The organism is Streptomyces sp. NPDC050264 (genome assembly GCF_040655895.1).
In the GTDB taxonomy this organism is placed as follows: Bacteria; Actinomycetota; Actinomycetes; order Streptomycetales; family Streptomycetaceae; genus Streptomyces.
The window spans coordinates 220,057-231,950 of record NZ_JBFAKV010000002.1 but is presented as its reverse complement, the minus strand read 5'-3'; the positions used below and the strand labels follow the sequence as shown (position 1 = coordinate 231,950).

The 11,894-nt window shown below is 70.8% G+C and carries 9 protein-coding genes; 7 read left to right on the top strand and 2 right to left on the bottom strand.

Annotated features, from left to right (window positions below):
• Positions 1–176: 176 nt before the first annotated feature.
• Positions 177–1,520: an OFA family MFS transporter gene (locus AB0J02_RS03840; protein WP_363191943.1), complete on the bottom strand. Its 1,344-nt coding sequence runs from the start codon at positions 1,518–1,520 to the stop codon at positions 177–179.
• 262 nt (positions 1,521–1,782) lie between these two features.
• Between AB0J02_RS03840 and AB0J02_RS03835 the strand changes: the two genes are divergently transcribed.
• Genes AB0J02_RS03835 through fdhD form a run of 5 tightly spaced genes read left to right on the top strand, consistent with a single transcriptional unit; the run spans position 1,783 to position 8,246 of the window.
• Positions 1,783–2,763 (top strand): 2-dehydropantoate 2-reductase, encoded by a 981-nt coding sequence (locus tag AB0J02_RS03835; RefSeq protein WP_363191942.1) that lies wholly within the window; start codon positions 1,783–1,785, stop codon positions 2,761–2,763.
• Positions 2,760–4,715: a molybdopterin-dependent oxidoreductase gene (locus AB0J02_RS03830; RefSeq protein WP_363191941.1), complete on the top strand. Its 1,956-nt coding sequence runs from the start codon at positions 2,760–2,762 to the stop codon at positions 4,713–4,715. The genes AB0J02_RS03835 and AB0J02_RS03830 overlap by 4 nt, the downstream gene beginning before the upstream one ends.
• A 6-nt stretch (positions 4,716–4,721) precedes the next feature.
• The gene (locus tag AB0J02_RS03825) at positions 4,722–6,524 is read left to right on the top strand and encodes an NADH-ubiquinone oxidoreductase-F iron-sulfur binding region domain-containing protein (protein ID WP_363191940.1); all 1,803 of its coding nucleotides are present in this window, start codon (positions 4,722–4,724) and stop codon (positions 6,522–6,524) included.
• The gene (locus AB0J02_RS03820; RefSeq protein ID WP_363191939.1) at positions 6,521–7,381 is read left to right on the top strand and encodes a 2Fe-2S iron-sulfur cluster-binding protein; all 861 of its coding nucleotides are present in this window, start codon (positions 6,521–6,523) and stop codon (positions 7,379–7,381) included. The genes AB0J02_RS03825 and AB0J02_RS03820 overlap by 4 nt, the downstream gene beginning before the upstream one ends.
• Before the next feature lie 7 nt (positions 7,382–7,388).
• A complete protein-coding gene (gene fdhD, locus AB0J02_RS03815) occupies positions 7,389–8,246 on the top strand; it encodes a formate dehydrogenase accessory sulfurtransferase FdhD (protein ID WP_363191938.1) in 858 nt (285 codons plus the stop codon).
• A 112-nt stretch (positions 8,247–8,358) separates the two neighbouring features.
• Here the strand turns inward: fdhD and AB0J02_RS03810 are convergent, their stop codons facing one another.
• Positions 8,359–8,820, bottom strand: a complete 462-nt coding sequence (locus AB0J02_RS03810) for a MarR family winged helix-turn-helix transcriptional regulator (RefSeq protein ID WP_363191937.1) — start codon at positions 8,818–8,820, stop codon at positions 8,359–8,361.
• Between the two features lie 97 nt (positions 8,821–8,917).
• Between AB0J02_RS03810 and AB0J02_RS03805 the strand changes: the two genes are divergently transcribed.
• Together AB0J02_RS03805 and AB0J02_RS03800 are read left to right on the top strand one after the other, a co-directional pair.
• Positions 8,918–9,841, top strand: a complete 924-nt coding sequence (locus AB0J02_RS03805) for a zinc-binding dehydrogenase (RefSeq protein WP_363191936.1) — start codon at positions 8,918–8,920, stop codon at positions 9,839–9,841.
• Positions 9,842–9,945: 104 nt separating this feature from the next.
• On the top strand, positions 9,946–11,784 hold the full coding sequence (locus AB0J02_RS03800) for an exo-alpha-sialidase (RefSeq protein WP_363191935.1): 1,839 nt from the start codon (positions 9,946–9,948) through the stop codon (positions 11,782–11,784).
• The last annotated feature ends 110 nt before the right edge of the window (positions 11,785–11,894 follow it).

Below are 11,894 nucleotides of genomic sequence, written 5' to 3'. Positions count from 1 at the left end.
TGCTCAGCGACCGGCGAGTACGAGGTGACGTAAGCAACAGGATTGTGCGGTCTGGGTTGGAGAGTTCCAACCGTCAACCTGTGAACAACTGTGTGGCTTTTTGCACCAGTTCGTAGAGTCCGTAGGCGAGCGGCGCGCCCACCCACAGCCAGGCGACGGCGATCAGGCCCCTGCGGCTAGGCGGGCTGCTGGTGGTCACGGTCGGCGGTGTCATCGGCGGGCTCCCTGGGGGCGGGGACGTGGTGGCGGGCGTGGACGGGGCGGACGAGTTCGTTGGCGACGAAGCCGACGACCAGCAGGCCGATCATGATCGTGAAGGAGAGGCCGTAGAGGGACGACCCGTGCTTTCCGGCGTCCTTCTGGCTGTCGGCGACCCAGTTGACTATGAGCGGGCCGAGCACGCCGGCCGTCGACCAGGCGGTGAGCAGCCGGCCGTGGATGGCGCCCACCTGGTAGGTGCCGAACAGGTCCTTCAGGTATGCGGGGATGGTCGCGAAGCCGCCTCCGTAGAAGGAGAGGATCACGAGCGCGCAGATGACGAACAGGGGCTTGGAGGAGTCACCGTAGAGGGCGATGAGGAGGTACATCAGGGCGCCCACGCCGAGGTAGAGGCGGTAGACGTTCTTGCGGCCGATGAGGTCGGAGGTGGAGGACCAGCCGATGCGGCCGGCCATGTTCGCGGCGGAGAGGAGCGCGACGAAGCCGGCCGCCGCGCTCACCGTCACCGGGGTGCCGGTGTCCGCGAAGAAGTCCGTGATCATGGGGGCGGCCTTCTCCAGGATGCCGATGCCCGCCGTCACGTTCATGCAGAGGACCAGCCAGAGGAGCCAGAACTGGGGGGTGCGGATCGCCTGTTTCGCCGATACCTGCGGGCCGGCCGGGGCTGCTCGGCGTTCGGTTTCACGCGCCCCCTGCGTGACTCTCGGTACGCGTACCAGCAGCACCCCGAGCGTCATGAACACCGCGTATACGAGGCCGTGCACCAGGAACGCGAGGGCGATGCCGCCACTGTCCGCTCCGAACGAGTCCAACATCTGCGCGCTCCACGGTGACGCGATCAGCGCGCCGCCGCCGAAGCCCATGATCGCGATGCCGGTGGCCATGCCGGGCCGGTCCGGGAACCACTTGATCAGGGTGGAGACCGGGGAGATGTAGCCGATGCCCAGGCCGATACCTCCGATGAAGCCGTAGCCGAACACGATCAGCCAGTACTGCTCCGTGGCGGCGCCGAGCGCGGAGAGCAGGAAGCCCGAGGAGAAGCAGACGAGGGCGACGGACATCGCCCAGCGCGGGCCGTTGCGTTCGACGAGCGTGCCGCCGAACGCGGCGGAGAGCCCGAGCATCACGATGCCGAGCTGGAACGGCAGCGCGCTCTGGGTGCCGCTCAGGTTCAGGGCTGATTCGAGGGGCGGCTTGAAGACGCTCCAGGCGTATGCCTGGCCGATGGAGAGATGGACCGAGAGGGCGGCGGGCGGTACGAGCCAGCGGCTCCAGCCCGGGGGTGCGACGGGGGGCCTCATGATCCAGAACCGTAGGCAGCGGTAACGGTGTTGGGAAGAGGTCGGACGTCACTCCGTACAGAATCCGTCGACGGTATGCAATGCCTTGGCACGCCATGACGCGAGGCGGTGCGCGGAGTCTTGTCGACCCAACTTCCATACTGTAGACAATATTCCATCGACAGTTTCCGCTTCTCTTTCGACGCTCTCCGCTTCTCTTCGGACCGCCACTGCCCGTGCGAGCAGGGCGGAACCGGAACCCTCGACCGGACGGAGCCCGCCAGTGAAAGTCGCAGTCCTCGGCGCCGGAGCGATCGGCGCCTATGTCGGAGCCGCCCTGCACCGCGCGGGCGCCGATGTCCATCTCGTCGCCCGTGGACCGCACCTGGCGGCCATGAGGCGCAGCGGTGTCCAGGTCATCAGCCCGCGCGGGGACTTCACCGCGCGGGCCCACGCCACCGACGACCCGGCCGAGATCGGGCCCGTCGACTATGTGTTCCTGGGCCTGAAGGCCAACTCGTACGCGGCGTGCGGGCCGCTGATCGAGCCGCTGCTGCACGACCGTACGGCGGTGGTCGCGGCGCAGAACGGCATTCCCTGGTGGTACTTCCACGGGCACGGCGGGCCACACGACGGCCGGCGGCTCGAAAGCGTCGACCCGGACGGCGCCGTGAGCGCGGTGCTCGCGCCCGAGCGGGCCGTCGGATGTGTCGTCTACGCCGCAACAGAGCTCGCCGCGCCGGGAGTTGTCCGTCATCTGGAGGGGACGCGGTTCTCCGTCGGGGAGCCGGACCGTTCGGTGTCGGCGCGCTGTGTCGCGTTCGGTGACGCCCTGCGGACCGGTGGCCTGAAGTGTCCCGTCGAGCCGGACCTGCGCTCCGACATCTGGATCAAGCTGCTCGGCAACATCTCCTTCAACCCGATCAGCGCCCTGGTGCGCGCCACGATGCGGCAGATGTGTCTGCACGGCGGCACGCGCCGGGTCATCGAGATCATGATGACCGAGACGCTCGCCGTCGCCGCCGCCCTCGGCTGCACCCCCGCCATCTCCGTGGAACGCCGCCTGGCCGGTGCCGAGCGGGTCGGCGACCACCGCACCTCCACGCTCCAGGACCTGGAACGCGGAAAGCCCCTTGAGCTGGACGTGCTACTTGCCGCGGTCGTGGAGCTGGCGGACATCACCGGCGTCGAGGTGCCCACGCTGCGCACCGTGCACGCCCTCTCGGACCTGCTCGCCCACGGCATGAGGAGGGACGCCGCATGAAGCAGAAGCGGCGCGACCGCACCCCGAAGACCTACACCCGGCTCACCCACCCGCTGGTGCGCGAGACACCGGGCGACCGTAACTCGCCGTTCCGGCAGACCACTTGGGACGAGGCCCTGACCCTCGCGGCCGACGGGTTCCGGCGCACCCGCGAGGAACACGGCCCGGACGCCTTCGCGATGCTGTCCTGCGCGCGTGCCACCAATGAAATGAACTTCGTGGCACAGAAGTTCACCCGTGTCGTCATGGGGACGAACAACGTCGACTCCTGCAACCGTACGTGTCATGCGCCGAGCGTCGCCGGGCTGTCGGCGGTGTTCGGCTCGGGCGGTGGCACCTCCTCGTACGAGGAGGTCGAGCACACGGACCTCATCGTGATGTGGGGCTCCAACGCCCGCTTCGCGCACCCCATCTTCTTCCAGCACGTCCTGAAGGGGATCCGCAACGGAGCCCGGATGTACGCCGTCGACCCACGCCGCACGTCGACCGCCGAGTGGGCGGAGAGCTGGCTCGGGCTCAACGTCGGCACCGACATCCCGCTGGCGCATGCCGTCGCCCGGGAGATCATCGCCGCCGACCTGTACAACAAGGCGTTCGTGGAGCGGGCGACGACCGGCTTCGCTGAGTTCAAGGCGCTCGTCGAGCCGTGGACACTCTCCCTGGCGGAGAAGGTGACCGGTGTCCCGGCGGCCGCCGTCCGGGATCTCGCGCACGCGCTGGCGCGGGCCGAACGCGCCCAGCTGTGCTGGACGTTGGGGATCACCGAGCACCACAACGGCACCGACAACGTCCGCGCGCTGATCAACCTGTCGCTGCTGACCGGTCACGTCGGGCGGTACGGCGCCGGGGTGCAGCCGCTGCGCGGGCAGAACAACGTGCAGGGCGGCGGCGACATGGGCGCCATCCCCAACCGGCTGCCCGGCTTCCAGGACCTCCTCGACGACAACCACCGCATGAAGTTCGAGCGGGCCTGGGACACGGTGATCCCGCCGCGTTACGGAATGACCCTGACGGACATGTTCGAGGCCATGGAGCACGGGCGGCTGCACGCCGTCTACTGCATCGGCGAGAACCCCGCGCAGTCGGAGGCCGACAGCGAGCAGGCCGCGCGCAGGCTGGCCGCCCTCGACCACTTGGTGGTGCAGGACATCTTCCTGACCAGGACCGCCGAGATGGCCGACGTGGTGCTGCCCGCGACGGCCGCGTGGGCGGAGACCGACGGCACGACGACCAACAGTGAGCGCCGGGTCCAGCGGGTGCGGGCCGCGCTCACCCCGCCCGGCGAGGCCCGCGAGGACATCGACATCATCTGTGACGTCGCCGCACGGCTGGGCCACGACTGGAAGTACGCGGACTCCGAAGCCGTCTGGAACGAGCTGCGGGCCCTGTCACCGGACCACTTCGGGATGACGTACGACCGCCTCGAAGAGCTTCAGGGCCTGCAGTGGCCCTGCCCCGACGTGGACGAGCTGCCCTCGTCGTATCTGCACGGGCGGTTGTGGGACGCGGATCCGGCGCGGCGCGGGCGGCTCGCTCCGTTCGGGCTCGTCGAGCACGATCCGCCGGTGGACCTGACCGACGAGGCGTACCCGATCCGGCTGACCACCGGGCGCCGGCTCGACTCGTACAACACCGGTGTGCAGAGCGGGGGTTTCGCGTCCCCGCTGCGCCGCGGCGAGTACGTCGAGCTGTGCCCGGAGGACGCCGAGCGGTACGGGGTCGTGGCCGGCGAGGAGGTGCGGGTGTCGTCGCGGCGCGGCGTCGTGACCGCGCCCGTCTGGGTCGATACGGGGCTCCGTCCCGGGCTCGCCTTCATGACCATGCACTTTCCCGACGAGGTGGACACCAACGCGCTGACGATCGAGGCGAACTGCCCGATCGCCGGGACGGCCGAGTTCAAGGCGTCGGCGATACGTATCGAGAAGCTGACCGCTCAAGCAGTGAGGGGTTGATCAACGGTGGATCTGCGCTTCGGTGACAGCAAGCCGACGGACGAGGAGCGGGAGGCGGTCGACGCGCTGCTCGGGCCGCCGGAGTCCGCGTGGGAGGGGGCCGACGACCGCTCCGACGCCGATCTCCGGTGGGCCCGGGGTGGGCGGGCCGCCCGTGAGCGGCGGGACTTGTTGTTGCCGGGGCTGCACGCGGTCAACGACCGGGTGGGGTGGATCAGTTCCGGTGCGCTGGACTATCTGTGCCGGCGGCTGACGGTGCCTCCGGCGGAGGCGTATGGGGTGGCCACGTTCTACTCCATGTTCTCGGTGCGGGCTCGTCCCGCGTCTGTGCTGCATGTTTGTACGGATCTGGCGTGTGCCCGGGCCGGGGGTGCCGAGTTGTGTGACTCTGCGCGGGGGCGGTCCGGGCCTGATGCGCATGTTTCGGAGTCGCCGTGTCTGGGGCTTTGTGAGCGGGCGCCTGCTGCTCTGCTTGTGCGGGCCGGGTCTCCTGTGTCGGCCGTGCCGGTCGCGCCGTTTCGGGGCTCTGCCCCGGACCCGGCTGCCTCTCGTCCCACAGCGGGGCTGGATCTGCCCCAGGCCGGTGACCCGAACCTCGTTCTCCTCAAGCGCGTCGGCGTCATAGACCCCGCCTCCCTCGACGGCTACCGGGCCGCGGGCGGCTACGTCGCTCTGCGGCGGGCCTTCGCCATCGGGGCCGCCGGTGTCATCCGGGAAGTCACGGACGCGGGGCTCGTGGGGCGCGGTGGGGCCGCGTTTCCTACGGGGCGGAAGTGGCAGGCGACCGCTGCGCAAGCCGACGGGCCGCATTACCTCGTCTGCAATGCCGACGAGTCCGAGCCCGGCACCTTCAAGGACCGGGTGGTGATGGAGGGCGACCCGTACGCGCTCGTCGAGGCGATGACGATCGCGGCGTACGCGACGGGTGCGCATCACGGGTATCTCTATCTGCGCGGCGAGTACCCGATCGCCCTCGCCCGGATGAGCCATGCCGTCGAACAGGCGCGGGCGCGCGGGCTGTTGGGCGAGGACATCCTCGGGCAGGGGTTCTCCTTCGACATCGAGATCCGGCGCGGCGCGGGTGCCTACATATGCGGCGAGGAGACCGCTCTCTTCAACTCCATCGAGGGGTACCGGGGCGAGCCGCGCTCCAAGCCGCCGTTCCCCGTCGAGAAGGGGCTGTTCGGCAAGCCGACCGCTGCCAACAACGTCGAGACCCTGGTCAACGTACTGCCGATCCTGACCATGGGGGCACAGGCGTACGCGGCCATCGGCACCGGGCAGTCGACCGGGCCGAAGCTGTTCTGCGTCTCCGGCGCCGTCGACCGGCCCGGCGTCTACGAGCTCCCCTTCGGGGCGACCCTGGGCGACCTGCTCGCCCTCGCCGGCACTCCGGACCCGCTGCGGGCGATCCTGCTCGGCGGCGCCGCGGGCGGTTTCGTACGCCCGGATGAACTGGACATCCCGCTCACCTTCGAGGGCACGCGCGCCGCGGGCACCACGCTCGGCTCCGGGGTGGTCATGGCCTTCGACGACGCGCTGCCGCTGCCGCGCGTCCTGCTGCGCATCGCCCAGTTCTTCCGCGAGGAGTCCTGTGGGCAGTGCGTGCCGTGCCGGGTCGGAACCGTGCGGCAGGAGGAGGCGCTGCACCGGATCGCCGAGAAGCAGGGCATCGAGGCCGATGACGACATCGCTCTGCTGCGCGAGGTGGGGCGCGCCATGAAGGACGCCTCGATCTGCGGTCTCGGCCAGACCGCCTGGAACGCCATCGAGTCCGCCATCGACCGCCTGGGGGCGTACGCGTCATGACCTCTGTCGAGCTGGGGATACCCCGTCGTCTGCTGGAGTTCACGATCGACGGGGAGCCGGTGCGCGCGCCGGAGGGGACGACGGTCCTCGACGCCTGTCGCGCGGCCGGGAAGGACGTCCCGACCTTGTGCCAGGGCGACACGCTCACCCCGAAGAACGCCTGCCGGGTGTGTGTCGTGGAGGTGGAGGGGGCACGGACGCTCGTGCCCGCGTGTTCGCGCAAGGCCGAGCCCGGCATGGAGGTGCGCACGGACACCGAGCGGGCCCGGCACAGCCGCAAGGTCGTCCTGGAACTGCTGGCGTCGTCGGTCGACATGTCGACCACCCCGCAGGTCGCTTCGTGGATCAAGGAGTACGAGGCGAAGCCGGACCGTTTCGGCCCGGACGCCGCCCGCCTTGCCGAGGAACCGAGGGTCGACAACGACCTCTACGTACGCGACTACGACAAGTGCATCCTCTGCTACAAGTGCGTCGACGCTTGCGGCGACCAGTGGCAGAACACCTTCGCGATCTCGGTCGCCGGGCGCGGTTTCGACGCCCGGATCGCGGTCGAGCAGGACGCGCCGCTGACCGACTCGGCGTGCGTGTACTGCGGCAACTGCATCGAGGTGTGTCCGACGGGCGCGCTGTCGTTCAAGTCGGAGTTCGACATGCGGGCCGCGGGTACCTGGGACGAGTCGGCGCAGTCGGAGACGACGACGGTGTGCGCGTACTGCGGAGTCGGCTGCAACCTCACGCTCCATGTGCAGGACAATGAGATCGTGAAGGTGACGTCACCGCACGACAACCCGGTGACCCACGGGAACCTCTGCATCAAGGGCCGCTTCGGCTACCAGCACGTACAGAACCGGGACTGATCAAGACATGGGACGAGTCACGGAACGACGCAAGGTGATCCGGATCAGGGACGGGCACGTCTCGACCCGGCCCGACACCCTGGTCGCCGAGGAACCCCTGGAGATCCGGCTGAACGGCAAGCCGCTCGCCATCACCATGCGCACTCCGGGCGACGACTTCGCGCTCGCGGCGGGCTTCCTGGTGAGCGAGGGCGTGCTCGGCGGCGCCGACGATCTGCAGACGATCGTGTACTGCGCGGGCGCGACCGCGGACGGCTCCAACACATACAACGTGGTCGACGTGCGCACCACGCCGGGCGTCGTCCTGCCCGACATCACGCTGGAGCGCAACGTCTACACGACCTCGTCCTGCGGGCTGTGCGGCAAGGCGAGCCTCGACGCGGTGCGCACCACGGCCCGGTTCCCGATCGCCGACGCTCCCCCGCTCCGGCTCACACCGGAGCTGCTCTCCTCGCTCCCCGACCGGCTCCGCGAGGACCAGCGCGTCTTCGACCGGACCGGCGGTCTGCACGCGGCGGCCCTCTTCGACGAGGAGGGGCACCTCGTCGACATACGGGAGGACGTCGGCCGGCACAACGCGGTCGACAAGCTCGTCGGCCGCGCCCTGCAGAGCGGGGACCTGCCGCTGTCGCGCTCGGTCCTCATGGTGTCCGGGCGGGCCTCGTTCGAACTGGCGCAGAAGGCCGTCATGGCGGGCATCCCGGTGCTCGCCGCGGTGTCGGCGCCGTCGTCGCTCGCCGTCGACCTGGCCGCCGAGACGGGCCTGACCCTGATCGGCTTCCTGCGGGGCGCCTCCATGAACGTGTACGCGGGTGAGCACCGGGTCGCCCTGCGGGCCACGACGGCTGTGACGCAAGCCGGCTGACCCGGTCGCCGCGGCACGGCGGCGGGGGCCCGGCCCGGCGGGGAGCGCCCCCTGCGCCGGCCGGGTCCCCGCGCCGCCGTCGGCCGCACAGCCGCCGCACGTCGGACCGGCCTCAGGCGGCGTCCGGGGTGTCGCCGGGGATGCCGGAGACGCGGCGGAGCAGGTCGAGGAAGAGAGCCCGCTCGGCCGCCGAGAGCGGGGCGAGGAGTGCCTCGTTGGCGTCGCGGGCGGCGCGTGCGCACGTCCGGACGAGGCGGGTGCCCTCGCCGGTGATGGTGACCGCGTTCTTGCGCCGGTCCTTGGGGTCGGGCGTCCGCTCGACGAGACCGGCGCCCTGGAGGTCGTTCAGGACGCCGACCATGTCCTTGGGGTCGAGCTGGACGCTGCGGACGAGGTCGGCCTGGGCGACAGGTTCCATGTCGGCGACAGCGCTGAGCACCACGTGGTGCCACATTCTGAGGCCCTGTTCGGCGAGGGCGTCCGCGACGAGGGAACGGCCGCGGGCGGCGGCCCGGCCGAGGAGCCAGCTGGGCAGGTCGCGGATGGTGCTCGGGGCGCTGTGTGGCGTGCTCATCGGGGCAGCGTACCGATAATTCATTGGACCTCCCAATGACCGACTGCTTATCGTTGGGACTCCCAACAGAGTTCGTCACGAAGAGGCGGTGACGCGTATGCGCCGTGTCCGGTACACGCGAAGCGGCGGCCCGGAGGCCCTGTTCCTGGAGGACGTAGCCGTCCCTGAGCCGGGCCCGGGCGAGCTGCTCGTCCGCGCCGAGGCCGTCGGCGTCACCCTGCCCGTCGTCCGCAAGGTCCGCGAGTCCGGCGAGGCGATCGCGCTCGGCGGGGAGATCGCGGGCGAGGTGGTCGCGCTCGGCGAGGGCGTGACGACGTACGCGCCGGGCGACCGCGTCACGGGCCTGGTCTTCGGCCACGGCTACGCCGACCACGCGCTGCTGCGCGTCGCGATGGCCTCCCCCGTACCCGACGCGGCGAGCGCGGTGGACGCCGTGGCACTCGTACGCAGCGGCCTCGTCGCCCACGGGGCCCTGCGGGCGGCGCGGCCGGAGCCGGGCGAGGCGGCACTGGTGACGGCGGCGGCGAGCGGCGTGGGCCATCTGGCCGTGCAGCCGGCCCGGTCGGAGGGCGCCTCGCGGGTCGTGGCCGCCGTCTCCGACCGGCGCAAGGCGGACTTCGTGCGTGGACTCGGGGCCGATGACGTGGTGACGTACGACGAGGCGTCCTGGGGCGAGCCCGTGGACTACGTGCTCGACGCGGTCGGCGGCGAGCTGCTGCGGCCCGCGGTCGGCGCGCTGGCGCCGCACGGCCGGCTCGTGGCGTACAGCTCGGGCGGCGGGTCCGTGGCGGCGTACGACCTGCTCGTCGGCGCGAAGTCGGTCATCGGGTTCCAGATGGCGCTCATCGCGCGCGGCCGGCCCGGGACGTACGAGAAGTGGCGCGAGGAGCTGTGGCGGATGTTCCTGACGGGGGGTCTGAGAGCGGCTGTGCACGCGGAGTTCCCCCTGGAGGACGCGGCGCGGGCACACGCCGTCATCGAGGAACGGGCCAATCTCGGCAAGGTGGTCCTGATCCCCTGACGCACGGTTCTTGTGGGGTGGCGAACGGCCCCAGTAGCGTCGTGGCGCATACGTTGGACGTGGGATGTCCGGTTGTCCTTACGACCTGAAGGGCGGGTCGCGCCATGCGCCGCAGCAGCATCCACGTACGTCTGAGATCGGTGGTGGCGGCGCTGACCGTCGCCGTAGCCCTGCCCGCCCCGGTGGCCGCACGCGCCGCCACCGCCGCGGAGACCCAACTCCCCTTTGAACAGCAGGTGTTGTTCAAAGCGTCCCAGGATCCCGGGTATGCCTGCTACCGCATTCCGGCCGTCGTGAAGACGGTCAGGGGCACGCTGCTCGCCTTCGCCGAGGGCCGCACGAACGACTGCTCCGACGCCGGTGACATAGACATCGTCGTCAAGCGCTCCGAGGACGGCGGCCGTACGTGGTCGCCGCTCCGGGTCGTCAACGAGGGGGCGGGCGACACGCACGGCAACCCGGCGCCGATCGTGGACCGGCGGACCGGTCGCATCGTGCTCGCGGAGACGTACAACACGGGGCGCACCGACGGCCAGAACTGCTCCACGCCGTGCGACCGCACGCCCCACCTCCAGTACAGCGACGACGACGGCCGCTCCTGGTCCGCGCCGCGCGACCTGAGCGACGAACTGCTGCCCGCCGACTTCAACTCCTGGTACGCGACAGGGCCCGTGCACGGCATCCAGCTCACCAAGGGGCGCCACCGCGGGCGCCTCGTCTTCACGGTCAACGCCGAGACGTGGAACGGCAGCCGGATCACCGCCAACCACGCCGCCCTGATGATCAGCGACGACCACGGCGAGCACTGGCGGATCGGCGCGAAGGACTCGTGGCCGGTCGCGGACGACGGCACGTTCCGCCAGAAGCCGTCCGAGATGACGCTCGCCGAGCGTTCCGACGGCACGGTCTACGTGAGCGGGCGCGAACAGGACGGCACCGATCCCGGACATCGCACGCACGCGGTGAGCCGGGACGGCGGGGACTCGTTCGCCCGCCCCTTCGCCGCGCTCCCGGACCTGTACACGCCGCAGGTGCAGGGCGCGGTGCTGCCCGTCGGCAAGGGCGGCAGGCAGCTGCTGCTCGCCTGCCCCGGCGACCCGGACCGGCGGCGCACCATGACCGTCCGGTCCTCCTACGACGGCGGGCGCACCTGGGACAGTTTCGACCGGAGCACCGTGGTGACCGCGGACTGGTCGGGCTACTCGGACCTGGCGCAGGCCGACGCGGACCACGTGGGCCTGCTGTACGAGGGCGGCGCGGTCGACGCGCGTGACGAGATCCGGTTCGCCCGGTTCACGCTCGACTGGCTGACGGAGCGGCGCGGCGCCGATCCGACGACGGACGACCGGGCGCCGCGTGCGCGTGGCGCCGCTGTCCTCGGTGGGGCGTCGGTGACGGGCGGCTCGGTCGGCCGGGCGCTGTCGTTCGACGGGGTCGACGACGCGGTCCGGCTGCCGTACCGGCCCGAACTCGCCCTGGGTGCCCGGGACTTCACGGCATCTCTGCGGTTCCGGTACACGGCGACCAGCGGTGAGCAGCCGTTCTTGTGGATGGGCGGGATCGGGACGACACAGCCGCAGGTGTGGTTGCGGGGCGAGCCCGCCTCCAACCGGATCATCGGGCTGATCACCGTGCGGGACGGGGCGAACGCTCCGCGGTCCGTTTCGGTGCGCAGTTCCTCCGCGTACAACGACGGAGCCTGGCACGAGGTTCAACTTCGGCGTGCGGCTGGTCAGTTGACGCTGGTCATTGACGGCGCCGCGGTCGGGAGCGCGGCGGACGTTCCCGGGTCGGTGAGCCGGAACTCGCCGTTCGGGGTGCACGTGGGGCAGCGGATGGACAGCCGGGCGTTCTTCGCGGGGTCCCTTGACGAGGTGCGGGTCACTTCCGGTGAGCGGTCGGTGTTGTCGTTGCCGTTGGACCGGGTGCACGCGCGGAGTTGACGTCGCGCTTCATGAGGGGTCGGGAAGGTGCGGTGGCGTCGCGCGGCGGAGCCGTGGATCGCCGCCGCACCGCGCCCCTGATGTGGCTGATCCTCGCTGCTGTCTGCGGG